Annotated in this window: 22 protein-coding genes; 15 read left to right on the plus strand and 7 right to left on the minus strand. The window is 70.1% G+C overall.

Going from position 1 to position 22620, the window contains the following annotated elements; all coding sequences use genetic code 11:
* Nucleotides 1–317 precede the first annotated feature (317 nt).
* Genes ACQPXM_RS02655 through ACQPXM_RS02670 form a run of 4 tightly spaced genes read left to right on the plus strand, consistent with a single transcriptional unit; the run spans nt 318 to nt 3024 of the window.
* Complete coding sequence (locus ACQPXM_RS02655) at nt 318–569, plus strand: acyl carrier protein (protein ID WP_012918196.1); 252 nt, start codon at nt 318–320, stop codon at nt 567–569.
* Nucleotides 566–1822 (plus strand): AMP-binding protein, encoded by a 1257-nt coding sequence (locus ACQPXM_RS02660; RefSeq protein ID WP_432944345.1) that lies wholly within the window; start codon nt 566–568, stop codon nt 1820–1822. The genes ACQPXM_RS02655 and ACQPXM_RS02660 overlap by 4 nt, the downstream gene beginning before the upstream one ends.
* Nucleotides 1815–2561, plus strand: a complete 747-nt coding sequence (locus tag ACQPXM_RS02665; protein ID WP_432944347.1) for an SDR family NAD(P)-dependent oxidoreductase — start codon at nt 1815–1817, stop codon at nt 2559–2561. The genes ACQPXM_RS02660 and ACQPXM_RS02665 overlap by 8 nt, the downstream gene beginning before the upstream one ends.
* Entirely contained in the window at nt 2542–3024 is a 483-nt protein-coding gene (locus ACQPXM_RS02670; RefSeq protein WP_432944349.1) for a hypothetical protein, read from the plus strand. The genes ACQPXM_RS02665 and ACQPXM_RS02670 overlap by 20 nt, the downstream gene beginning before the upstream one ends.
* Here the strand turns inward: ACQPXM_RS02670 and ACQPXM_RS02675 are convergent.
* The gene (locus tag ACQPXM_RS02675) at nt 3011–4402 is read right to left on the minus strand and encodes an FAD-binding oxidoreductase (RefSeq protein ID WP_432944351.1); all 1392 of its coding nucleotides are present in this window, start codon (nt 4400–4402) and stop codon (nt 3011–3013) included. The two genes, ACQPXM_RS02670 and ACQPXM_RS02675, sit on opposite strands and share 14 nt — an antisense overlap.
* 109 nt (nt 4403–4511) lie before the next feature.
* On the opposite strand from ACQPXM_RS02675, the gene ACQPXM_RS02680 reads away from it, so the two are divergent.
* Nucleotides 4512–5330 carry an LLM class flavin-dependent oxidoreductase gene (locus tag ACQPXM_RS02680; protein WP_432944353.1) on the plus strand — a complete coding sequence of 273 codons (819 nt, stop codon included), beginning with the start codon at nt 4512–4514 and terminating at the stop codon, nt 5328–5330.
* Nucleotides 5331–5339: 9 nt separating this feature from the next.
* Here ACQPXM_RS02680 and ACQPXM_RS02685 read toward each other — a convergent pair whose 3' ends face one another.
* Complete coding sequence (locus tag ACQPXM_RS02685) at nt 5340–5621, minus strand: hypothetical protein (RefSeq protein ID WP_432944355.1); 282 nt, start codon at nt 5619–5621, stop codon at nt 5340–5342.
* A gap of 140 nt (nt 5622–5761) precedes the next feature.
* On the opposite strand from ACQPXM_RS02685, the gene ACQPXM_RS02690 reads away from it, so the two are divergent.
* Genes ACQPXM_RS02690 through ACQPXM_RS02705 form a run of 4 tightly spaced genes read left to right on the plus strand, consistent with a single transcriptional unit; the run spans nt 5762 to nt 10299 of the window.
* Nucleotides 5762–7132: a DHA2 family efflux MFS transporter permease subunit gene (locus ACQPXM_RS02690; RefSeq protein ID WP_432944357.1), complete on the plus strand. Its 1371-nt coding sequence runs from the start codon at nt 5762–5764 to the stop codon at nt 7130–7132.
* Nucleotides 7129–8073 (plus strand): sigma-70 family RNA polymerase sigma factor, encoded by a 945-nt coding sequence (locus tag ACQPXM_RS02695; RefSeq protein ID WP_432944358.1) that lies wholly within the window; start codon nt 7129–7131, stop codon nt 8071–8073. The genes ACQPXM_RS02690 and ACQPXM_RS02695 overlap by 4 nt, the downstream gene beginning before the upstream one ends.
* Nucleotides 8074–8086: 13 nt before the next feature.
* Nucleotides 8087–9298: a DUF2786 domain-containing protein gene (locus ACQPXM_RS02700; protein ID WP_432944360.1), complete on the plus strand. Its 1212-nt coding sequence runs from the start codon at nt 8087–8089 to the stop codon at nt 9296–9298.
* Between the two features lie 44 nt (nt 9299–9342).
* Nucleotides 9343–10299: a helix-turn-helix transcriptional regulator gene (locus tag ACQPXM_RS02705; protein ID WP_432944362.1), complete on the plus strand. Its 957-nt coding sequence runs from the start codon at nt 9343–9345 to the stop codon at nt 10297–10299.
* 63 nt (nt 10300–10362) lie between these two features.
* Here the strand turns inward: ACQPXM_RS02705 and ACQPXM_RS02710 are convergent, their stop codons facing one another.
* The gene (locus ACQPXM_RS02710) at nt 10363–11115 is read right to left on the minus strand and encodes a glycosyltransferase family 2 protein (RefSeq protein WP_432944364.1); all 753 of its coding nucleotides are present in this window, start codon (nt 11113–11115) and stop codon (nt 10363–10365) included.
* Between the two features lie 46 nt (nt 11116–11161).
* Nucleotides 11162–11845 carry a class I SAM-dependent methyltransferase gene (locus tag ACQPXM_RS02715; protein WP_432944366.1) on the minus strand — a complete coding sequence of 228 codons (684 nt, stop codon included), beginning with the start codon at nt 11843–11845 and terminating at the stop codon, nt 11162–11164.
* A gap of 181 nt (nt 11846–12026) precedes the next feature.
* On the opposite strand from ACQPXM_RS02715, the gene ACQPXM_RS02720 reads away from it, so the two are divergent.
* From ACQPXM_RS02720 to ACQPXM_RS02735, 4 genes are all read left to right on the plus strand, one after another.
* Nucleotides 12027–14300, plus strand: coding sequence for a hypothetical protein (locus tag ACQPXM_RS02720; protein WP_432944368.1), 2274 nt, complete (start codon nt 12027–12029; stop codon nt 14298–14300).
* Nucleotides 14300–14863: a dTDP-4-dehydrorhamnose 3,5-epimerase family protein gene (locus tag ACQPXM_RS02725; protein ID WP_432944370.1), complete on the plus strand. Its 564-nt coding sequence runs from the start codon at nt 14300–14302 to the stop codon at nt 14861–14863. The genes ACQPXM_RS02720 and ACQPXM_RS02725 overlap by 1 nt, the downstream gene beginning before the upstream one ends.
* Nucleotides 14860–15687: a dTDP-4-dehydrorhamnose reductase gene (gene rfbD / locus ACQPXM_RS02730; RefSeq protein ID WP_432944372.1), complete on the plus strand. Its 828-nt coding sequence runs from the start codon at nt 14860–14862 to the stop codon at nt 15685–15687. The genes ACQPXM_RS02725 and rfbD overlap by 4 nt, the downstream gene beginning before the upstream one ends.
* 121 nt (nt 15688–15808) lie before the next feature.
* A complete protein-coding gene (locus ACQPXM_RS02735) occupies nt 15809–16807 on the plus strand; it encodes an IS481 family transposase (RefSeq protein WP_432944374.1) in 999 nt (332 codons plus the stop codon).
* Here the strand turns inward: ACQPXM_RS02735 and ACQPXM_RS02740 are convergent.
* On the minus strand, nt 16804–17406 hold the full coding sequence (locus tag ACQPXM_RS02740) for a TetR/AcrR family transcriptional regulator (protein ID WP_432944376.1): 603 nt from the start codon (nt 17404–17406) through the stop codon (nt 16804–16806). The two genes, ACQPXM_RS02735 and ACQPXM_RS02740, sit on opposite strands and share 4 nt — an antisense overlap.
* 133 nt (nt 17407–17539) lie before the next feature.
* Between ACQPXM_RS02740 and ACQPXM_RS02745 the strand changes: the two genes are divergently transcribed.
* Entirely contained in the window at nt 17540–19054 is a 1515-nt protein-coding gene (locus tag ACQPXM_RS02745) for an MFS transporter (protein WP_432944378.1), read from the plus strand.
* A 101-nt stretch (nt 19055–19155) separates the two neighbouring features.
* On the opposite strand, the gene ACQPXM_RS02750 is transcribed toward ACQPXM_RS02745, so the two are convergent.
* Nucleotides 19156–20139, minus strand: a complete 984-nt coding sequence (locus tag ACQPXM_RS02750; RefSeq protein WP_432944380.1) for a GNAT family N-acetyltransferase — start codon at nt 20137–20139, stop codon at nt 19156–19158.
* Nucleotides 20140–20253: 114 nt separating this feature from the next.
* Between ACQPXM_RS02750 and ACQPXM_RS02755 the strand changes: the two genes are divergently transcribed.
* Entirely contained in the window at nt 20254–20829 is a 576-nt protein-coding gene (locus tag ACQPXM_RS02755) for a TetR/AcrR family transcriptional regulator (RefSeq protein WP_432944381.1), read from the plus strand.
* 3 nt (nt 20830–20832) lie between these two features.
* Here ACQPXM_RS02755 and argS read toward each other — a convergent pair whose 3' ends face one another.
* Nucleotides 20833–22527: an arginine--tRNA ligase gene (argS, locus tag ACQPXM_RS02760; RefSeq protein WP_432944383.1), complete on the minus strand. Its 1695-nt coding sequence runs from the start codon at nt 22525–22527 to the stop codon at nt 20833–20835.
* Nucleotides 22528–22620 lie beyond the last annotated feature (93 nt).

Here is a 22620-nt window from a genome sequence, read left to right on the forward strand (position 1 = left end):
CCTGCACACGGAGAGAGGACCGTGAGCGGTGAAAAGTTTCCCGTCCAACCGTAGTCGCCCCTGAATCGTCACCCACACCCCCAAACCGCACACACCCCGTAACCTCCACGGGCCACAAGTCCCCACCGCCGACCCCACCCCAGGATGACCACCGCCAGGCCCCGAAACCCCGCACAATCCATCTGCCGAACACCACCCCGCGAGCTTGCTCGCCCCCAGCCCCGCGCCCACCTCAGCCATCCAGCCAAGTGACCTCAACCACCCACAGCCTGCCGCGAATCGTCCCCGCCCACCCCGAACGGCTAGAGTCTTGGCCCATGAGTGAGTTGACGCGCGCCCAGATCCGGGACCTGATGGGCGAGGTGATGAAGGCGCAGGGCAAGGAACTGCCGAGCGACGACAGCGCCGACCTGCGGGAGATCGGCTTCCGCTCCCTGGACTTCTCCGAGCTGGCCCTGCGGGTCGAGGACGAGATCGGCGACGAGCTGAACTTCGACGCCCCCGGTCTGCGGCAGATCGCCAAGGTCGGCGACGTCCTCGACTTCATCGAGCAGCTCCAGTCGGCGTGAGCGGCCGCCGTCGCAGCACCGCCCTGATCGGCGACGACAACACCGTCGTCGTCGGGGGCAAGACGCTGACCTGGCGGACGCTGCACAAGCTTCCCCAGCTGCCGTCGCCGGCCGCGGTCCTGGTGGACAACGGCGCCGACGCGCTGGCCGCCGTACGGCATCACGCCGTGCACGGCACCGAACTGCTGGTGGCGACCTCGTCCCGAGTGGACCTCGCGATGCGCGAGGAGCTGGGTGAGTCCGGCTTCGCGGTCGTGCTCGCCGGCGGTGACGAGCACTCCGTCACTCCGGCGAAGCTCAAGCGGGTCGAGGAGTCCGGCCGGGTCTGGCTGCTGACGTCGGGCTCGACCGGCCGCCCGAAGCGCATCGGCCACACCCTGGAGTCGCTGACCACCGTCCGTGGCAAGCAGCAGCCGCGCACCTGGCTGGTCCCGTACTCCCCGGGCACCTACGCCTGGTGGCAGGTGATCACGATCTCGCTGACCCAGGCCGACCAAGGGCTGGTCGTGATCGAGCCGTCCGAGCTGGAGACCTGGCCGGCGATCGCCGCCGAGCACGGAGTCACCGCCGCGTCCGGTACGCCGACGTTCTGGCGGCAGACGATCTTCCGCGACTCCGAAGCGCTGGCCAAGGTGCCGCTCGAGCAGATCACGCTCGGCGGTGAGCCGGTGGACCAGGCGATCCTGGACCAGCTGGCCGAACTGTTCCCGCAGGCCCGGATCTCCTGGATCTACGCCTCCTCGGAGGTCGGCGCCTCGATCGTCGTGCACGACGGCAAGGCCGGCTTCCCGAAGGCCTGGCTGGACCGCGACCCCGACCCCGCCTCCGAGCGGCCGGTGCTGTCGGTCGACGGCGACGAGCTGGTGATCGCCTCCCCGCACCACGGTGCCGGGCTCGAGGGCGCGCACCGGACCGGCGACCGGGTCGAGTTCGTCGGCGACCGGGTGCTGATCACCGGGCGGCTGGACACCGACGAGATCAACGTCGGCGGGTCCAAGGTGTCCGCGGGCCTGGTCCGCAACGTGCTGATGGCCCACCCGGCCGTCGCCTGGGCCCGGGTGTTCGCCCGCAAGGCCCCGCTGGTCGGCCGGATGGTCGCCGCCGAGGTGGTGCTCAACCCCGACCTCGGTCCGGTCACCGACGCCGACCTGGTGCAGTGGTGCACGAACAGGCTGCCGGACTACGGCGTACCGCGCCGGATCCGCTTCCTGGCCGAGATTCCCCAGAAGGAGACCCTGAAAAGCGATGTCTGAACCCACTCTGGTCCCGCCGTCGACCGTCGTGCTGGTGTCCGGCGGTTCGCGTGGCCTCGGCCTGGCCTTCGTTCACGACCTGATCGACCAGGGCGTCAAGGTGGCCGCGTTCGCCCGGTCGCTGACCCCTGAGCTGACCGCGCTGGCGGAGAAGTATCCGGACCAGGTGCACGTCGGGGCGTTCGACATCAACGACGAGAAGGCCGGTCAGGCGTTCGTCAAGGAGGTCGAGTCCAAGCTCGGTCCGGTCGACGGGATCATCAACAACGCCGCGGTCGGCCAGGACTCGCTGCACGTGCACACCTCCGCCGACCAGATCGCGCACATCATCCAGACCAACCTGACCGCACCGTTGGTGCTGACCCGGTTCGTGCTGCGCCGGATGATGGCCAAGGGCCTGAAGGGCCGGATCGTCAACATCACCTCGATCTGCGCCCAGCGCGGCTTCCCGGGCCTGGTCGCCTACTCGGCCACCAAGGGCGGCATGGACGCGGCCACCCGGTCGCTGGCCCGCGAGCTCGGCGGCCGCATCCTGGTGAACTCGGTCGCCCCGGGCTTCTTCGCCTCGGAGATGTCCGCGGTGCTCGGCCAGACCCAGCTCGACCAGATCGTGCGGCGCACCCCGACCGGTCACCTGACCGAGCCCGAAGAGGTCGTCCCGGTGGTCCGGATGCTGCTGCTCGACAACACCAACATCAACGGCCAGGCGATCGTCATCGATGGTGCCGCCGGCATCTGACGACCCCGGTGCGCGGGAGCCGGTTTCCGGACCGCTCCCGCGCGTCCGTCAGTTGCTCGACCAGGCCGAGTCGCACCTGCGCGTCGGCTCGGTCGACGAGGTCCGGGACGCGCTCACCCGCTCCCACCTGCCCGACTTCCGCTGCGTCGGCTGGTACGGCGTACCGCCGGCCGGGTGGTCGGTCGTCATCGACGCCGAGTACGCCGACCAGCCCGTCCCTGAGCCTCTGGCCCGCCGCTTCGGCACCGACGCGTTCTGGCAGCGCTGGACCCGCGCCGAGTGCCTGTGCAAGCTCGCCGACGTCCCGATGCTCGCCTGGTGGCCGAAGCACGGCCTCGACGTACCGGCGGACTTCGCCGGTGCATGGCGCACGCTGGAACTGGGGCCACTGATCGTCTCGGTGGCCCTCGCGCCCAGCGCCGGTTCGGGTCCGAGCCTCGCTCCTTCGGTCAGGCCGGCTTGATGTTGGCGTTGCGGTGGAAGACGTTGGCCGGATCGTACTCGGTCTTGATCCGGGCCAGCCGGTCGTACTTGTCGCCGTAGACCGCCCGGACCCTGTCGTCGGGCAGGTCCTCGCCCAGCGCGTTGACGTAGCCCGCGCCGATCGTGTGCGGCTGCAGAGCGGTCCAGAACGACCTGACCCACTCCCGCTCGGCCGGCAGTTGCTCCGCGGTCAGGCCGATTCCGACCATGAACGTGGCGTAGCGCGGCGACCGCCCGCCGGCGAACGCCGTGGCGTCGTCGGGGACCTCGGCGTACGCCTCGTCCAGCCGGTAGAAGAGGTTGACCGACAGCGGCGACTGCTTGCGCGCGAACTGCTCGGCGAACACCGCGATCGCCTCGTCGGTCAGCTCCTCCAGGTAGCAGTTCTTCTCGTAGACGTAGTGGCCCCACGCGTTCGGCTCGTCCAGCGTCTGCTGGAGCGCGACGTACGGCATCGGGGTGGCGAACTCGAACAGCGGCGGCAACGCCGTCCGCAGCCGCTCGAACAGCTCCGCGTGGCCTTCCTGCGAGCCGAAGCCGGTGACGACCAGGGCGTAGCCGGGCTGGAAGTGGTACTGCTCCGGCACGAACGGCGCCGGCGGTGCGCTCAGCCCGGCGATCACCACGTTGAACTCGCGGGACAGCGTCGGGATCACCTCCCGCGCCAGCTTCAGTACGTCGGTCGCCTGGTCGAGGCCCCAGAAGAGCAGGCCGTACTGCACCATCGGGCCCACGGCGTACAGCTTGAACTCGAACTCGGTGACGACCCCGAAGTTGCCGCCGCCGCCACGGACCGCCCAGAACAGATCCGGGTTCTCGTCCTCGGCCGCGCGCAGCAGCCGGCCGTCGGCCGTGACCACCTGGACCGAGACGAGGTTGTCGATGCTCATCCCACCGATTCGGGTGAGCCAGCCCATGCCGCCGCCGAGCGTGAGCCCGCCGACGCCGGTGTGGCTGATCATCCCGGCCGGTACGGCGAGGCCGTGCTGCTGCGTCGCCGCGTCCAGGTCGCCCAGCAACGCGCCGCCGCCGACCCTGGCCCGCCGGGCCTCCGGATCCACCGACACCTGGTTGAGCAGGCTCAGGTCGATCACCAGTCCGTCGTCGACCACCGCGGATCCGGCGGCGTTGTGGGCGCCGCCGCGCACCGAGATTTCGAGCCCGGCGGTGACGGCGTACCGGAGTGCTGCCTGGACGTCGTCGACGCTCGCGCACCGCACCACGACGGCCGGCCGCCGGTCGACCTCGGCGTTCCACACCCGTCGCGCGTCGTCGTACCCCTCGTCACCCTGAGCGATCACCGTGCCACCGACGGCCGCCCGTAACTCCCCGATCCCACGCTCCGCAGTCTGCGTCATGCGAACTACCCCCTGAGTGCCCGTCACTGTGGGTGTCCCCCCACGCTCTTCGCGGGTCCCCTCCGCGGGCCTCTTTCAGGCAATCACCGATTCGCGATAAGAACAACGGATGAGATACGGCATGATCCTGCCCGGCGGCACCGCCACCGAGCAGCTGGAGCAGGCGGTTCTCGCGGAGCAGTCCGGCTGGGACGGTGTTTTCGTCTGGGAAGCCGCCTACGGCGTCGACGCCTGGGGCCTGTTGAGCGCGATCGCGGCCCGGACCTCGCGGATCCGGCTGGGCACGATGCTGACTCCGCTCCCGTTCCGGCGGCCGTGGAAGGTGGCCAGTCAGGTCGCGACCTTGGACCAGCTGTCGAACGGGCGGGCGATCCTGACCGTCGGCCTCGGCGCGCTGGAAACGGACCTGCCGTCCACCGGTGAGCAGGTCGACCTGCGCATCCGGGCCGCGATGATGGACGAGGGCATCGACCTGATCCGCACTCTGTGGGACGGCGGTCTGAACTACCAGGGCAGCCACTACACCTACGAGTCGGTCCGCGACGACCTGACCGTGGTCGCCCGGCCGGTCCAGGACCGGATCCCGCTCTGGGTCGTCGGCGCCTGGCCGCGGCCGAAGTCGATGCGCCGCGTGCTGCGCTGCGACGGCGTCCTCCCCCAGTACGCCGGGGAGGGGTCGCCTGCCGAGCTGGTCGCGATGCGTCGCTGGCTGTCCGAGCGCGGCGCCCGTCCGGATCTGGACGTCCTGGCGGAGGGGGAGACCCCGGCGGACGACCCCACCGCGGCCGCAGCCGCGGTGAAGCCGTGGGTGGACGCCGGCGCCACGTGGTGGCTGGAGACCCGTTGGGAGATGCCGCACAACTCCCGGGAACGCATGCAGCAGGTCCGTGACCGCCTGGCCGCAGGTCCACCCCACCTGGACCTGTGACGCGGGGGATCAGGCGGGGTAGCGGCCGAGCTGGGTGGCCGGCTCGCGGTCGGGCGTGCCTTCCAGGCGGTCGCCCAGATTGCGCTGGAACTCCTGGAACGCGGTCAGGTCCAGCAGGCCTTCGCCGTTGACCACGTGGACGAAGGTGACGCCGTCGTCCAGGCGGTAGCTGGCGTAGGACAGGCCGTCGGGGCGGGTCTCGGCCAGTTCGGCGAAGACCTTCTCGACCAGTCGCTGGTTCTCGTCCGCGGCGTCCGGCTTGGTCCGGTAGCGGATCACTGTGCTGCTCATGGGTTCCTCCTGAGGGTGACTGTTCTCGCTGGTACTGACCGGCGCCGAGGCCGGAACTCATCGCCGCGATGAATCCGGGCGCCGGGCGCTGTCAGTACGAGTGACAGCGACAGTTCCTGGAGGACGCAGTGAGACAGCAGATGACGACGGGCGAGCAACGCTGGGTGCTGGGCCTGACCGCGGCCGGGTCGGTGATGGTGGCCCTGGACGTGCTGGTGGTCGCGGCCGCGCTGACCACGATCCGGCAGGACCTCGGCGCTTCGATCGAGCAGCTCGAGTGGACCGTCAACGCCTACAGCCTGAGCTTCGCGGTGTTGATGCTGACCGCCGCGGCGCTCGGTGACCGCTGGGGACGCCGACGGACCTTCGCGGCCGGTCTGGTCCTGTTCACGGTCGCATCGATCGGCTGTGCGCTGGCCACGACGGTGCCATGGCTGATCGCCGCCCGAACCCTGCAGGGGGTCGGCGCCGCGGTGGTGATGCCGTTGGCGATGAGCCTGCTCAGTGCCGCCTTCCCACCCGAACGCCGTGGGTGGGCGATCGGCATCTTCAGCGGTCTCACCGGTCTGGCGGTTCTCGGCGGGCCGATGATCGGCGGCGCGGTCACCGAAGGCCTCGCCTGGCAGTGGATCTTCTGGATCAACGTGCCGGTCGGGCTGCTCGCCGTACCGCTGGTGCTGCGCCGGATCCCAGAGAGCAGGGGAGCGGCACGACGACTCGACCCGCTCGGCGCGGTCCTGGCCACGCTGGCTGTTCTGGGCCTCGTGTGGGGCGTCGTACGGGGTGAGGCGTCGGGCTGGACCAGCGTCGAGGTGATCGGCTCGTTGCTGGCCGGAGCCCTTGTCCTGTTGGCTTTCCTGGCCTGGGAGTCGCGCACCGACCAGCCGATGGTCCCGCTGGCGCTCTTCCGGAACCACGCCTTCTCAGCCGGCAACGCAGCCGGCTTCTTCCTCAGCGCCGCGCTGCTCGGAGCAGTCTTCTTCCTGAACCAGTACCTGCAGGTCCAGCTCGGCTCCGGCCCTCTGGAGGCCGGTCTGCAGTTGCTGCCCTGGACAGTGACGCTCTTCCTCGTCGCGCCCGTGGCCGGCCGTCTGGTCGACCGGTACGGCGAACGCCCCTTCGTGGTCGCCGGCCTCCTCCTGCAGGGCCTCGGCATGCTCTGGATCGCCCTGATCGCCCGCCCCGACATCCAGTACGCCGAACTGGTGCTCCCGCTGGTCGTCGCCGGCTGCGGCGTCTCGATGGCGATGCCCGCCGCCCAGAGCGCCGGAGTCGCCTCCCTGCCCCGCGCATCGGTCGGTACGGCGTCCGGCGTCTACGCCATGCTCCGCCAGCTCGGTGGGGTCGCCGGTGTGGCCGTGGCGGCGGCCGCGTTCGCCGGAGCGGGTGGCTACACGGCGTTCAGCGCCGGCATCACCCGCGCGATGGTGGTCTGCGGCGTACTGTCGTTGGCCGGAGCACTGGCCGGGCTCGGCATCAGCGCCCGGCGGACCGTGGAGGTGCGGGGATGAACCTGGAGGACGAGTTCGCGCAGTACCGCAGCGGGCTGATCGCGCACTGCTATCGCATGCTCGGCTCGCTGCACGACGCGGAGGACGCCGTCCAGGAGACCTACCTGCGCGCCTGGAAGGGATTCAGCGCCTTCGAGGGGCGGTCGTCGGTCAAGACCTGGCTCTACCGGATCGCCACCAACGTCTGCCTCAACGCGCTGCAGCACAGCAGCCGCCGGGTCGTCCCGTCCGCGATCGGCGCACCGGGCAACGACCCCAACGACCTGGAGGCGCAGGCGTTGGAGATCAGCTGGCTCGAGCCGTTCCCGGACCTGCTGGACCCGGCTCTGGTGGTGGGGAACCGACAGACCCTGCGGCTGGCGATGGTCGCCGCACTGCAGCACCTGCCGCCGCGGCAGCGCGCCGTACTGATCCTGCGGGAGGTTCTTGCCTGGCCCGCAGCGGAGGTGGCTGACCTGCTCGAAACGACGACAGCCGCCGTCAACAGCTCACTTCAGCGAGCCAGAGCCGAGCTGGCCAGGCTCTCCCCGGCCGAGGACGAGTACAGCGAACCAGACGAGCCCGTACGCCGTGCCCTGCTCGACCAGTACGCCGTGGCCTTCGAGCAGGGCGACCTGGTCGCGCTGGAAGGGCTTCTGACCGCCGACACCCGCTGGGAGATGCCGCCGGTACCCACCTGGTTCTCCGGGCGTCCCGACGTCCTGCGGCTGCTGGAAGTGAAGCTGCCGGCCGGTGTGGGCCGTCGCCGGATGGTCGAGACCTCGGCCAACGGCCAGCCGGCGTTCGGGGTCTACATCCGCGGTCGTGACGGGGTCTTGCACGGGTACGCGATCCAGGTGCTCACGCTCACCAAGGCCGGGGTGGCGGCGGTGATGGCCTTCCACCGGCCGGACCTGTTCGCCGCTTTCGGGCTGCCGGTCAGCCGGCTACCGGAAGCCTGAGACACTGGAGGACGTGAGTGAAGCGGAGGTGCTGCGGGTCCTGCAGCTGGTGACGATCGCTGCGGACCCCGAGCACCAGCTCGCGGAGCTCGGGCGATACGACGAGCAGGACCAGCAGCTGGTCGACCGGGTGGTCCGCCAGTTCCTGACCGAGTTGATGCGCAAGACCTGGGAACGCGGCTGGGCGCCGGCGGACGTCGTACAGAACGCGCGGCGGCAGCTGGAGCCCGGCGCCGAGCCGCTGCTGCTCGCGGTGATCGCGGCCGAGCACCGCGCGTACAAGCCGAAGACGCTCGACGCGCGCTGGTCCGACCAGCTGGCCGAGCTGGGACTCGAGCCGCCGTTCGCCGACCTGGATCTCACCGCGTTCTCCGCCGAACGCCGGCTCGGGCGCTACCTGGCGCTGCATCAGGTGGCGTCGCTGGCCTGGTTCCTTTTCCACCTGCCGGCGCTGGCCCGCCTGTTCCCGCTGCCCGGCACCGCTCGGCCGACGCCGACGAGCGCGCCGCAGCGGGCCGATCAGGCGACGGACCGCAAGATGCTGGCCCGCGTCCGGGCGTTGCTGGCCAAGGCGGAGGCGACGGATTTCCCCGACGAGGCCGAGGCGCTGTCCGGCAAGGCGCAGGAGCTGATGGCGAAGTTCTCGCTGGACCACGCGCTGCTCGACGCCGGTCCTGAGCTCGACCTGCCGGACGACTCGGGCGCCCGCCGGATCTGGGTCGAAACCCCTTATGTCACAGCGAAAGCGCAGCTCGTCGGAGTCGTTGCCCATGCCAACGGGTGCCGGACCGTGACGATGGACGAGCTCGCCGTCGTCACGATCGTCGGCAGCGAACTCGACCTGCAGCTGACCGAGCTGCTGGCCACCTCGCTGCTGGTCCAGGCCAACCGGGCAATGCTTGCCGCAGGCAAACACTTCGGCCGGCGCGGCGAGTCCCGGACCAGGTCGTTCCGGCAGTCCTTCCTGATGGCCTACGCGCAGCGGATCGGCGAACGCCTGCAGGCGACCGCCGACGCCGCCCGCTCCGCCGTCCCCGAGGCCGATCAGGACCGGCTGCTGCCGGTGCTGAGCCGCCGCGAGCAGCAGGTCGACGCCCTGTTCACCAAGCTCTTCCCCGAGACCGTCACCCGCCGGACCCGGATCACCAACGGTGCGGGCTGGCACGCCGGTCTCACCGCCGCCGACCTGGCCCAGCTCGACACCCACCGCCCGGTCACCCGCTAAGCTGGAATCGCGGACGGACCGCGTCCGGGAACTCAGGGGACGGGATGGAAGACGCGAGCCCGACAGCCAAGGCGCTGCTGGCCCTCGAGCTGATCCAGAACAGCCCGGGCATCACCGGTGAGCGGCTCGGGCGCCGGCTCGGCGTGACGGATCGCGCCGCCCGCCGGTACGTCGGGATCCTGCGCGAGGCCGGCATCCCGATCGAGTCCACCTCGGGCCGGTACGGCGGCTACCGGATCGGCCGCGGGTTCCGCCTGCCGCCGTTGATGTTCTCCACCGCCGAGGCGCTCGGGCTGATGATGGCCGCGCTCGGCGGCCACCACAACGCCTCCGACGTGACCGACCCGGCCGGCAGCGCGCTGGCCAAGCTCGTCCGGGTGCTGCCGACCGCGGTCGCCGGGCCGGCCGACGCGATCCGCGCGATGATCGCCCCGTCGTCGCGACTGGCCATGCCCGACCCGGAGATCACCGCGGCCGTCGTCCGCGGCTGCACCGAGCGCCACCGGCTCCGGCTGGGCTACCGGCGGGGCGCGTGCGACGTCGAGCCGCTGAGCATGGACATCGACCCGTGGGCCGTCTCGGTCCGGCACGGCCGCTGGTACCTGCTCGGCTGGTCGCACACCCGGGACGCCCAGCGGGTGCTGCGGATCGACCGGATCGTCTCGGCCGAACCGCTGCCGGAGACCTTCACCCCGCCGACGGGCCTCGACCCGGCCGAGGCCGTCCAGGACCACCTGTCCTCGGGCTGGCACTACCCGGTCGAGATCGTCTTCGAAGCGAACGCCGAGGCGATCGCCCGCTGCATCCCCGGCAGTCTCGGCCGGCTCGAGGACCTGGGCCCGGACCGGTCCCGGCTGGTCGGCAGCACCGACGAACCCGACTGGTACGCCGAGCGCCTCGCGTTCGTCCGCGAGCCGTTCCACGTCGTCGAGCCCCCGGAGCTCAGGACGGCCATCGAAACCCTCGCCCACCGCCTGCTGGCCGCGGCGAAGACCCCGTGACGCCGAAGAAGCCGAGGCAAGAGCCTCGGCTTCTTCGGACGTGACGAGCTGGTGGTGCGCAGATCAGACGGAGGAGTTCGCTGCCGCTCCGGCGCGGCGCGGACGCCGGCCGATCGTCTTCAGCCGGGTCTTGAGGATCAGCCGGATCATCTCCAGGCCGAGCGTGACGGTCTTGCCGAAGTCGCCGGTCACCGACGAGACGCCGACCCGCGGGTGGTAGTTCACCGGGATCTGCACCATCCGGGCCCGGGTGACGACCGAGATCAGCAGCATCTCCAGGCCGAAGGCCGAGCCGTCCAGCGTGGCCCGGTCCACGATGGTCTCGACGTGCTCGCGGGTGATCACCCGGAACGTGCAGCCGACGTCGCTCATCGAGGCGGTGTTGAACAGCACCTCGAGCATCTTGGCCACCGCCCAGTTGCCGAACTGCAGGAACCAGCCCATGTTGGCGCCGTCCCAGATGAAGTTCGAGACCGTCCGGGAGCCGACCACCACGTCGCACTCGGCCGAGAACGACAGCAGCTTCAGCAGGTCCTCGGGGTTGAACGTGCCGTCCGGCTCGCAGACGCAGACCAGGTCGGTGTCGACCTCGCGCAGCCCGCGCTGGATCGCGGCGCCGTAGCCCTGCTTGGTCTCGATGATCTCCCGCGCGTTGGTGGACGCGACCTCCTCGGAGGTGCCCTCCGCGGCGTTGTTGTTGATCACCAGGATGTCGTCGACCACACCGAGCTTGTCGAACCGGCGGATGACGTCGGCGATGCTGTCCTTCTCGTTGTACGTCGGAAGGACCACGGACAGTGTTTTACCGTTGAACACGCTTCTGCACCTATCGGATCTGTGTCATCGGGGTTTGGGGAGCCGGTCAGCGGGACGCGACGACGAGCATCTGCCCGGCCAGCGGCTTGATCGGCGAACGCAGGTACCAGGGCACCAAAAAGGTCAGGTTGCCGCCCTTGGACTTCAGCGTCAAAGGCATGAACTTGGCCTTCACGGCGTCGATCTTCCAGCCCTCGGCGACCAGGTAGTCCTGCAGCGACTGGTCGGTGAAGATCGCGACGTGGGTGAAGTCGTCGAAGTACCGGCCCGGGTTGAGCCGGAAGTTCGGCTGCATCAGGATCAGCCGGCCACCGGGCCGCAGTACCCGCCGGGCCTCGGCGAGCAGCCGGTTGGAGGAGTCGCGGTCCAGGTGCTCCAGCAGGTTGGAGGCGAACACGACGTCGAAGGTGCCGTCCTCGAACTTGCCCAGGTCGGTGCAGTCACCGACCACCGGCTCGACGTGCGCGGCGGCGGCGCGGTCCACCGTGCTGTCGAGGTCCATCGCGACCACGCGCTTGGCCTTGACGTTGTTCGAGAAGTCGCACCAGCCCGCTCCGAGCTCGAGCACCTCGGCGTCGGTGGAGATCCAGCGCTGCAGGTAGTTGCACAGGTGCTGCCAGATCTTGGTGCGGTTCGCGTTGTGCGCCAGACGGGTCTCGAAGTAGTTCGACACGTACGTGCCGTCCGGCTCGCCGCTGTGCGGGGTTTGGGCGAGGGGATCGTCGGACAAGATAGCTCTCCTCGGAAGCGTGCGCCGTGCGCGCATCAGCGGGTCACCCTACCAGCGCATCGGGTGATCTGCCCCCCGACGGGCGTCGGGCTGCCCCGGTGACGCCGCTATGCTGCTGCCCGACCCGGCCGCCGCGCCCCGGCCCGTGCACTGTGCGTAATCCCGTTCGTCAGGAGATCCGATGTCACAGACCGCCGAGTTGTCGTCCCCTGCCGCGACGACACCTCCGGAACCGACGACCGGGACGCGCTTCGGCCGCTGGCCCTCGACGGCGGTGAGTGCGGTGGTGCTCCTGCTGTCCGTGGCCTTCTTCCTGACCACGGCGGTCCGGGCCGATCTGCCGGCCGGCGCGGCCGTGCTGGCGTTGCTGGGACTGGTGGTCACCCAGTTGCTGCCGGGTGTGCTGGTGTGGCGGTGCGTCCGGCCGAACCGGGGCTGGTGGATCGAAGACGTGATGATGGGCCTGGCCGTCGGCTTCATGCTGGCGATCGGCGCCCAGATCGTGGCCGGTCTGCTGCAGTGGCCGTGGCTCTCGGCCGCGCTGCCGCTGGCCCTCGCGGTCGCCCTGCTGGCGATCCCGCGGACCCGCGCCCGGATCCGCCGGGTGCGGACCAGCGCCCTGCCGCTGTGGTGGATGCCCGCGGTGGCCGCGACGTCACTGTTCGGTCTGCAGGACCTGCGGCAGTACTACAACCGTGAGCCGCTCGAGTGGGCCAGCGGGTTCCGCGCTCCCTACATCGACGCGTACCTGCACCTGGCGATGTCGGGCCAGTTGCAGCACCGGGGCCCGATCAGCTTCCCCTGGGTCGAGAACGCGCCGATGGCCTACCACTGGTTCAGCCACGCGTGGATCGCCCAGGTGGCGACGGTCTCCGGCGCCGGTCTGGACGAGGTGCTGTTCCGCTTCATGCCGGCGCTGATGCCGCTGGCCATCGTGCTGGTGGTCGCGATCGCCGCCGTCCGGATCACCGGGGTGGCGTGGACCGGTCCGGTCGCCGCTCTGCTCTGCATCGCCGGCGGCGAGCTCAACCTGTTCGGCCTGACCACGCTGGGCTACCCGATGGCTCCGCTGTCGCCGAGCCTCGCACCGTCCGTGCCGCTGCTGATCGCGATCGTCGTCCTGCTGGTGTTCCGCTGGCGCAACCAGATGGGCCGGGTCGGCCTGCTGCTGATTCCGCTGCTGGCGCTGACCGCCTCGGGCACCAAGGGCTCGACGATGCCGCTGGTCGTGGCCGGCGTCGGACTGGCCTTCGTCGCGATGATCCTGTTCGACCGCTCCCGCCTGAAGGGCCTGGTGCTGGACGGCGTACTGACCGCCGGCGCGCTGATCGTGGCGCTAGTGGTGGTCTTCCAGGGCTCGGACTCCGGGCTGCACGTGCAGTTCCACGACGCCGCGATGTCGACGCCGGCGATCAACCGGGTCGGCGAACTCACCACCACGTCGATGGCGTTCGCCTCGATCGTGGCCGTGCTCGGCATCTTCGCCCGCGGCACCGGCCTGCTCTGGCGGTTCAAGACCGCCGAGGGCCGGCGCGACCCGGTGGCCTGGCTGCTGCTCGGCGGTGGATTCGCCGGCGCGGCGGCGGTCGCGGTGTTCGCCCACCCGGGCTCCAGCCAGTACTACTTCGCCCGGACGGCGGGTCCGCTGCTCGCGATCGGTTCCGCGGTCGGCCTGCTCACGATGGTCCGCGAGCTGAAGAGCCGCTGGTGGCGCGCGGTCGCCGTCGGCCTGGTGCTCGGGCCGTTTTTCGTGCTGCTGCCGATCTGGACGATCGGGGTGATCCGGGCCAACCACGGTGGGCTGATCCACGCGACCAAGATGATCGCCGTCGGGGTCGCGGTGCTGCTCGTGGCCGGTGCGATCGCGTGGTTCCTCACCCCGCGGATGCGGTTCACCGCGTTCTTCGCCGCGATCACGGTCGCGATCCTGGCCGGCGGCGTCACGATGGTGACCCGGGTCCAGCTCGAGGCCGCGCCGGTCCCGCCGCTGAAGCCGGTCAAGTCCACGGCGTACCTGGCGGTCGGCACCGAGCAGATCGCCGCGGCCCGGTGGATCCGGGACCACTCCGACGTCAACGACCTGGTGATGACCAACCGGCACTGCACGACGCCGATCGAGCCGAAGAAGTGCGACAGCCGCCGGTTCGTGGTCGGCGCGTTCTCCGAGCGGCAGATGCTGGTCGAGGCCTGGACGCCGACCGTCGAGGCGAACAAGCGTGGTCCCGAGGGCCGCGACTCGATCACCGTCGACTACTGGAAGCCGGAGATCCTCCAGCTGAACGACAGCTTCGTCGCCCAGCCGGACGCCGCCAAGGCCCAGCAGCTCAAGGATCTCGGCGTGCGCTGGATCTACGTGGAGTTCACCCGCCCGCACGCGGCTACGCTCGAACCGTTCGCGAAGGAGCGGTACCGCAACGGCAGTGCCGCCGTCTACGAGTTCCCCAAGGCAGGATGATGACCGGACCGACCCTGACCGAGACCAGCATCCCGGGGCTGCTGCACGTCGAGTTGCAGGTCTTCGACGACGGCCGCGGCTGGTTCAAGGAGAGCTTCCAGGCCGAGAAGCTGGAGAAGCTCGGCCTGCCGCACCTGGAGATCGTGCAGAACAACGTCTCCTTCAACGCCGAGATCGGCGTCACCCGGGGGATTCACGCCGAGCCCTGGGACAAGTACATCTCCCCGGCGTACGGCAAGGTGTTCACCGCGATCGTCGACCTGCGCGAGGGGCCCGGCTTCGGACGGCTGGAGACCTTCGAGCTGACGCCGCGGCAGGGCCTCTACGTCCCGCGCGGCTGCGGCAACTCGTTCTGCACGCTGGAGCCGAACACGGTCTACAACTACCTGGTCAACGCGCACTGGTCGCCGGACGCCAAGTACACGCTGGTCAACCTGTTCGACCCGCAGCTGAATGTCCCGTGGCCGCTGCCGAAGGACCAGCTGATCTACAGCGACAAGGACGCCGGCCACCCGATGCTCGAAGACGTTGCCCCCATCCGCGTCGACTGGGATTTCTCGTGACAATTCTGATCACCGGGGCTGGTGGGCAGCTCGGGCGGGCGCTGGTGAACCAGTTGCCGGCGGCCCGGGCGGTCACGTCGGCCGAGCTGGACATCACCTCGCGGGCGGCGCTGGACGCCTTCGACTGGGCCGGGATCACCGCGATCGTGAACGCCGCGGCCTGGACCGCGGTCGACAAGGCCGAGGACCTGGACAGTACGCCGAGCGCCTGGGATGTCAACGCGACCGGCGTCGCGAACCTCGCCTGGCACGCGCGCCGCCTGGAGATCCCGCTGGTCCACGTCAGCACCGACTACGTGTTCGGCGACGGCGAGGGGTTCCTGACCGCGGACCACCGGATCGACCCGCAGGGCGTCTACGGCATCACGAAGGCGGCCGGGGAACTGGCCGCGCGGCTCGCGCCGACGTACTACGTGGTGCGGACCAGTTGGGTGTTCGGCGACGGGCCGAACTTCGTTCGGACGATGCTGCGGCTCGGCGCGGACCGCGACGAGCTGACCGTGGTCGACGACCAGTACGGGCGGCCGACGTACACGGTGGACCTGGCGGCGGCGCTGGTCGCGCTCCTGGACAGCGGTGCGCCGTCGGGCACGTACCACGCGACCGGTGCGGGCGACGTGGTGTCGTGGGCCGACTTCGCGGCCGCGATTCTCGAGGGCAGCTCGTGCAAGGTCCGGCCGATCAGCTCCGAGGAGTACGCGCGCGGCAAGACGATCGCGCCGCGGCCGGGCAACAGCGCGCTCGACCTGTCGGCGCTCGAGGCGGCCGGCATCACCATGCGCGACTGGCGCGAAGCGCTCCGGGACTACCTCGGGATGCTCTAGTTGTGATGTCCAGGGAGGTTGTCCTGGTGGTTGGTAGGTCGGCGGGTCGTTGAGACGGGTGAAGGCCTCCGGTTGTGAAGTGGAGCTGTCGAGGAACCGCTTCACAATCCAGGAGGCCTTCGTGTCCCACGTTAACGCTGCTTTGACCCCGCGTGCCCGGTTGCGGCTGGCGCGTCTGATCGTCGAGCAGGGCTGGACGTACTCCGCAGCGGCCACGATGTTCATGGTCGCTCCGAGAACAGCGCGCAAATGGGCTGAGCGGTACCGCGCTGAAGGCGCGGCCGGGATGGCCGATCGCAGCTCCAGACCACGTCGTAGTCCCGCCAAGACACCACCGCGGGTGGTGCGCCGGATCGTCAGACTGCGGTGGCGCCGACGGTTCGGGCCGGTGCAGATCGCCGGCCGGCTCGGGATGCCGGTCTCGACCGTGCACGCCGTTTTGGTCCGGTGCCGGCTGAACCGACTGTCGGCCATCGACCGGGTCACCGGTGAACCGCTACGCCGCTACGAGCACGACCATCCGGGATCCCTGCTGCACGTCGATGTCACCAAGTTCGGCAACATCCCCGACGGCGGCGGTCACCGGTTCGTCGGCCGTCAGCAAGGCAAACGCAACCGCGAAGCCACCGCTAAACGCACCGGCCAACGCAATCACCGCTACGAACCGCGCCCGGGCACCAGCTTCGTGCATACCGTGATCGACGACTACTCCCGCCTGGCCTACCTCGAGATCCACGCCGACGAGAACGCAGCCACCGCAATCGGCGTCCTCCGCCGGGCCGTGGCCTGGTACGCCGACCACGGCGTCACCATCCAACGCGTCTTGTCCGACAACGGCTCGGCCTACAAGTCCCACGCCTGGAACGACGCCTGCACCGAACTCGGCATCACCCCGAAACGAACCCGGCCCTATCGGCCCCAAACCAACGGCAAGATCGAACGCTTCCACCGCACCCTCGCCGACGGCTGGGCCTACGCCCGCTTCTACACCTCCGAAACCCAACGCCGAGCGGCACTACCCGGCTGGTTGCACTTCTACAATCACCACCGACCCCACAGCGCCATCGGAGGCCAACCACCCATCACCCGACTGACCAACCTCCCTGGACACCACATCTAGTCCTGGGGCTTGATCCCGGCCAGCACGATGTCGAGCATCCGCTCGGCCTGCTCCGGCTCGATGCCGGGCAGGGACGAGATGCTGCCGATCAGGCGCATCACGTCCATCAGCTCCAGGTCCTGCCGGATCGCGCCGGCCTGCTTGGCGGTGTCCAGCAGCAGCTCGCCGGCGTCCTTCACGTTCATCTTGCAGACCTTGAAGAACTCCGAGTCCTTGCCCAAGGCGGCGGTCAGCTCGTGGGCCAGGCTCTTCTTCGACACGTTGTAGCCGACGAAGCTGCGCATCCAGGCGGCCAGCGCGTCGAACGGGCCGAGCTGCTCGTGGAAGCCGTACGCCCGGTCGCAGACCGACTGGATCTCGTCGACGTAGACCGCCTCGAGCAGGGCGCACCGGTTCGGGAAGCGGCGGTACAGCGTGCCGATGCCGACGCCGGCGCGGCGGGCGATCTCCTCCAGCGAGGTGTCCGTGCCGGTCTCGGCGAACGCCTCGCGCGCGGCCGCGACCAGCAGGTCGTAGTTGCGCCGGGCGTCGGCCCTGGTCGGGCGCAGGTCGGGCAGCGGCGGCCGGGACCTGGCGGAGGCCTGGGCGGACGTGCTCATCGAACCTCCTTCGACGCGAGCGGAACAATTCACTTGAAAAAGCGGAGGTACCCTCCGTATCGTATCCGGAGGAAGACTCCACTTCGCCTGAATCCAACTCTAGCCCCTCGCGGGGAAGGAGCAAGTTCGTCCTATGTCGGCCACCTCCGCGGCGCCCACCGGCGCCGAGCCCTCCAGTCCCGCCCGGCGTCCCGGCGTCGTGCTGGCGGTGATCGTCATCACCCAGCTGATGGTGATCCTCGACGGCACCGTCGTGAACATCGCGATGCCCAAGATCCAGACCGCCCTCGACTTCAGCCCGGCCAACCTGTCCTGGGTGCAGAACGCGTACGCGCTCGCCTTCGGCGGTCTGTTGCTGCTCGGCGCCCGCGCCGGTGACCTGCTTGGCCGCCGCCGGGTCTTCATCACCGGCGTCAGCGTCTTCACGCTCGCCTCGGCGCTCGGCGGTCTGGCCCCGACGGCGGAGCTGCTGCTCGCCGCCCGCGTCCTGCAGGGCATCGGCGGCGCGATCGCCGCACCGGCCGCGCTGACCCTGCTGATGCTGACCTTCAAGGAGGGACCGGAGCGGATGAAGGCGCTCGGTCTCTACAGCCTGGTCTCCTCCGGCGGTGCCAGCATCGGCCTGGTGCTCGGCGGCATGCTGACCGACTGGGTTTCGTGGCGCTGGGGCCTGTTCATCAACATCCCGATCGGCATCGCGCTGGTGATCGCGGCCCGCCGGGTGCTGACCGAGACGCCGTGCGAGCAGGGCCGCTTCGACGTGGCCGGCGCGCTCACCTCGACGGTCGGCATCACCGCGCTGGTCTACGGCTTCATCCGGGTCGCCGAGGCGGGCTGGAGCTCGCCCGAGGTGCTCGCGTCGTTCGCGGCCGGTGTCGCGCTGCTGGTCGTCTTCGTGCTGGTCGAGCGCCGGGTCAGTCACCCGATCGTGCCGCTGCGGATGTTCAAGAACGCCGACCGGGTCGCGGCGTACCTGACCATGCTGCTGGTGGTCGGCACGATGTTCGGGATGTTCTTCTTCCTCACCCAGTTCCTGCAGGGTGTGCTGAGGTTCAGCCCGCTGGCCGCCGGCCTGGCGTTCCTGCCGATGACCGGTCTGCTGTTCGCCTCGTCCCGGATCGTGCCGCGGCTGACCGGCCGGGTCGACAACGGGCTGATGATGATCGCCGGTGCGATCTCGGTCCTGGCCGGCATGCTCTGGCTGACCCGGATCACGCTGGACAGCAGCTACCTCGGCGGCGTGGTCGGCCCGCTGATCCTGTTCGGTGCCGGCGCCGGGCTGATCTTCATCCCGCTGACCGGGCGCGCGCTGGCCGGCGTACCGGCTGAGGACGCGGGAGCGGCGTCGGGTCTGCTGAACGTCCTCCAGCAGGTCGGTGGCGCCCTCGGCCTGGGCATCCTGGTCACCGTCTTCGGCACGGCGACCCGCAACGCGACGCCGTCCGCAGGGAACCCGGTCGACGCGGCGCGCGAGATCCTGACCGACGGTGTGCATGCAGCCTTCATCGGCTCGGCGGTCTACGCCGGGCTGACGCTGCTGGTGATCGTGCTCGGTGTCCGGCCGTGGCTTCGTCGCAGGGCGGTCAAGCCCGGGACCGCGACCGAGCCGGCCGCCGTCGAGCCGGTGGCCGTCGACTCGCACTTCTGAGCCGGACGTCCAGCACCCACCAAGCCGGGCCGTTCTGCCATCCGCCCGCCTGCCGCCGCCTGAAATCGGGCGGTGGCGGGCGGTTGGTGGGTGGTGGACGTTCAGTCCAGCGGCAGCCGGTAGGTGATCCAGGTGTTCTTGGTCGTGTAGCCGAGCCGCTCGTAGAGACCGAGCGCACCGGTCGGGTTGTCCGCGTCGACGCCCAGCGACGCCCGCTGGAACCCGGCCGCCGCGGCCTCGGCCATCACCATGGCCAGCGCGAGCGCGGCCAGCCCCCGGCCTCGGTGGGACCGCTTGGTGCCGACCTGGCCGACGTACACCTCGCGGATCCCGGTCGCCGCGGTGTCGGCGACGTACTCGTAGCCGAGCGTGTAGGCGACCACCTCGTCGCCGTCCAGGACCAGGTATGCGAGCGCGGGACGGAACGCCCGCGACCCGGTGAACCAGGTCTTCCAGCTCTCCGGACTCTTCGGCGACGATCCCCAGTGGTCCAGGAACACCTCGTTGTGCGCGAGCCGCAGCGGTTCGTCGTACGCCGGGGTGAACGGGACCAGGCGGAGTCCGGCCGGGAGCGGCGGCACCTCGACCGGGGTGCCGAGGTCGCGCTCCATCGAGAAGAAGTAGCGGCACTTCTCGAAGCCGAGATCGGCGAGCAGTTCCATGGCGCCGGTGTTCGTGTCGATCGTGCCGGTGTTGATCTCACCCTGGGCACCCGGCTGCCGCTCGCGATGCAGCTCGGCCGCGCGGCGGTTGAGCCACGGCACCAGCGCGCTGCCGATTCCACGGCCACGCCACTGCGGATGCACCGTGCCCTCGGTCCGGACCCGGTGCACGTCCACGACCTCGTCGGGCGCGCGGACGACGCCGTACCCGATCATCTGCTCGCCGGACCACAAACCGATGGTGTCCCGGTCCGCGTCCAGGCTCGGGTCGGCCAGCTCCTCGATCAGGTCGTCGGCGTCGTAGTTCTCCCCCTCGGCGTCCACCTTCTCCTTGGCCGCCAGCAGTTCGGCCCAGGCGACCGCGTCGTCCTTGCCGATCGGCCGGGCCGTCAGCCCGGCCGGCCACCCCTCGTCGATACCCATGCTCAGAAGGTAGAGCGGCAATGATGCCGCGGCACCTTAATTACTGGTCAACCTCGTCGCGCCTTTCTTGATCTGCTCCACTTGCTGGGCAATGCTCGACCAATGGATCACGGGATGTCGGCGGAGGACCGCAAGAAGCAGCTGGTCCGGATCGGCCTGATGATGCTGCGCACGCAGCCGATCCACGAACTGTCGATCGACGCGATCGTGAGCGAGGCCGGCGTCTCCCGCAGCGTGCTGTTCGAGTACTTCCCGAGCAAGCACGACTACTACCTCGCGGTCATCTCGGCGGCCGGCCGCCGGCTGCTGCGGCTGACCAAGCCGGACGCGTCACGCCCGCGGGACGAGCAGCTGCGCGAGCTGCTGCTCGCGTTCGTCGCGTTCATCTCCCGCCGGCGCCGGGCCTACATCTCGTTCGTCCGGGGCGCGGCCGGCGGTGACGACTACGCCGTCGAGGTCTACGCCCAGACCCGCGACACGCTCGCCGACCGCGTGCTGGACCTGCTCGACGTCTCCGACGCGGATCGCGAGCCCGCGGCGCAGGAGCGGATGCGGGTGCACGCCTGGTTCGCCTACGTCGAGGATCTCGCGATCGAGTGGTCCGGTCTGCCCGAGCAGGAGCGCCGGTTCACCGACCAGGAGCTCGTCGCCCACGCGATCGAAGCGCTGCAGACCCTGCGCAAGCTCTGACCCTCACATCGCGTCCGGCGCGGTCATGCCCAGCAGCGACAGCCCGTCATGCAGTACGTCGCGAGTGGCGGCGCACAGCGCGAGCCGGCTGTCCCGGGTCTCGCCTTCGCTGGTGAGAACCGGGCACGACTCGTAGAAGGCCGACAACGCGGTCGCCACGTCGTACAGGTAGGTGCAGAGCCGGTGCGGCTGCAGCGTCTCGGCGACCTGCTGGACGGCGTCGCCGAAGCCGGCGAGCAGTAGCGCCAGCCGCTGTTCGGCTGGGTCCTCGAGCACGGTCACCTTGTCGCCGGTCGTGCCGGCCTTGCTGAGGAGCCGGGTCAGCCGGGCGTGGGCGTACTGCAGGTACGGGCCGGTGTTGCCGGTCATCGCGACCATCCGGTCCAGGTCGAACACGTAGTCGTTGGTCCGGTCGCTGGACAGGTCGGCGTACTTGACCGCGCCGATGCCGACCGCCCGCGCGACCGCGGCGGTGTCGATGCCGGTGCGGTCGGCGAGCAGCGCGGCGGCCCGGTCGACCGCGGCGTCGAGCAGCGAGACCAGGTAGACCGTGCCGCCGTCCCGGGTCTTGAACGGCTTGCCGTCCGGACCGAGCACCGTGCCGAACGCGACGTGCTCGGCTGTTGTTGTCTCAGGCAACCAGCTCGCGGCCCGGGCGAGCGCGAAGATCTGCTGGAAGTGCAGCGACTGCCGGTGGTCCACGACGTACACGATCCGGTCGGCGTGCAGGTCCCGGACCCGGTGCCGGACGGCGGCCAGGTCGGTCGCGCTGTAGCCGAACCCGCCGTCGGACTTGCGCACGATCACCGGCAACGGCGACCCGTCGCGACCGGTGAACCCGGGTAGGAACGCGCACTGCGCCCCGTCCGACTCGGTCAGCAGCCCGGCCGCGTCGAGGTCGGCCACGATCCCGGGCAGGTCGGCGTTGTACGCGCTCTCGCCGACCACGTCGTCGCGCGTCAGGGGCGAGCCGAGCAACGCGTAGACCCGGTCGAACTCGGTCAGCGAGATGTCCACCAGTTGTTGCCAGATGCCCCTGGTTTCGGGATCGCCCGACTGCAGCAGGACCACCCGCCGCCGGGACCGGTCGGCGAAGGCCGGGTCGCTGTCGAAGTGCCGCCGGGACCGCTGGTAGAGCTGCTGCATCTGTTCGAGGTCGAGCGACCCGGCCGGAGTCGCCTCGTCCAGGAGCTGCTCGACCATCATGCCGAACTGCGTGCCCCAGTCTCCGACGTGGTTCTGCCGGACGACGTCGTACCCGGCGTACCGCAGAACGTTGCACAGGGCATCACCGATCACCGTCGAGCGGAGATGACCGACGTGCATCTGCTTGGCGACGTTGGGCTGCGAGTAGTCGACGACGACGCGCCGGCCGTTGCTCGGCAAGCTCCGCGCCAGGGTGTTGACGCCGTCGGCCAGGGCGCTCGGCAGGAGCGTGAGGTTGACGAAGCCCGGGCCGGCGATCTCGACCGGCGCGCACAGGTCGGTGAGGTCGGCGTGGGCGGTCAGTTGCTCGGCGATCTTCCGCGGCGGCTGGTTCAGCTGTTTGGCCAGCCGGAGCGCGAGGCTGGTCTGGAAGTGGCCGAATTCGGGCTTGGTCGCGGCCCGCAGCTCGGGATCGGCGGCGACTCCGGACAGGCCGAAAGCGGTGGCGGCGGCAGCGGTCAGCCGCGCGGACAGGACAGCGACAACGGACATGAGAGGTCCTTGGGAAGACGAGGCACTGGAACAGGGGTCGAGGTGTTCAGACAGTGCTTCGTCGTCGCAGGCCGAAGCGACCGCGCGCGGTCA

The organism is Kribbella sp. CA-253562, assembly GCF_050942265.1.
In the GTDB taxonomy this organism is placed as follows: domain Bacteria; phylum Actinomycetota; class Actinomycetes; order Propionibacteriales; family Kribbellaceae; genus Kribbella.

Excerpts from the sequence above, each read along its gene's own strand:
- ACQPXM_RS02655 (WP_012918196.1), top strand. The coding sequence starts at position 318 with ATGAGTGAGTTGACGCGCGCCCAGATCCGGGACCTGATGGGCGAGGTG.
- ACQPXM_RS02665 (WP_432944347.1), top strand. The coding sequence starts at position 1,815 with ATGTCTGAACCCACTCTGGTCCCGCCGTCGACCGTCGTGCTGGTGTCC.
- ACQPXM_RS02670 (WP_432944349.1), top strand. The coding sequence starts at position 2,542 with ATGGTGCCGCCGGCATCTGACGACCCCGGTGCGCGGGAGCCGGTTTCC.
- ACQPXM_RS02675 (WP_432944351.1), bottom strand. The coding sequence starts at position 4,402 with ATGACGCAGACTGCGGAGCGTGGGATCGGGGAGTTACGGGCGGCCGTC.
- ACQPXM_RS02680 (WP_432944353.1), top strand. The coding sequence starts at position 4,512 with ATGAGATACGGCATGATCCTGCCCGGCGGCACCGCCACCGAGCAGCTG.
- ACQPXM_RS02685 (WP_432944355.1), bottom strand. The coding sequence starts at position 5,621 with ATGAGCAGCACAGTGATCCGCTACCGGACCAAGCCGGACGCCGCGGAC.
- ACQPXM_RS02690 (WP_432944357.1), top strand. The coding sequence starts at position 5,762 with ATGACGACGGGCGAGCAACGCTGGGTGCTGGGCCTGACCGCGGCCGGG.
- ACQPXM_RS02695 (WP_432944358.1), top strand. The coding sequence starts at position 7,129 with ATGAACCTGGAGGACGAGTTCGCGCAGTACCGCAGCGGGCTGATCGCG.
- ACQPXM_RS02705 (WP_432944362.1), top strand. The coding sequence starts at position 9,343 with ATGGAAGACGCGAGCCCGACAGCCAAGGCGCTGCTGGCCCTCGAGCTG.
- ACQPXM_RS02720 (WP_432944368.1), top strand. The coding sequence starts at position 12,027 with ATGTCACAGACCGCCGAGTTGTCGTCCCCTGCCGCGACGACACCTCCG.
- ACQPXM_RS02725 (WP_432944370.1), top strand. The coding sequence starts at position 14,300 with ATGACCGGACCGACCCTGACCGAGACCAGCATCCCGGGGCTGCTGCAC.
- ACQPXM_RS02740 (WP_432944376.1), bottom strand. The coding sequence starts at position 17,406 with ATGAGCACGTCCGCCCAGGCCTCCGCCAGGTCCCGGCCGCCGCTGCCC.
- ACQPXM_RS02745 (WP_432944378.1), top strand. The coding sequence starts at position 17,540 with ATGTCGGCCACCTCCGCGGCGCCCACCGGCGCCGAGCCCTCCAGTCCC.
- ACQPXM_RS02750 (WP_432944380.1), bottom strand. The coding sequence starts at position 20,139 with ATGGGTATCGACGAGGGGTGGCCGGCCGGGCTGACGGCCCGGCCGATC.
- ACQPXM_RS02755 (WP_432944381.1), top strand. The coding sequence starts at position 20,254 with ATGTCGGCGGAGGACCGCAAGAAGCAGCTGGTCCGGATCGGCCTGATG.
- argS (WP_432944383.1), bottom strand. The coding sequence starts at position 22,527 with ATGTCCGTTGTCGCTGTCCTGTCCGCGCGGCTGACCGCTGCCGCCGCC.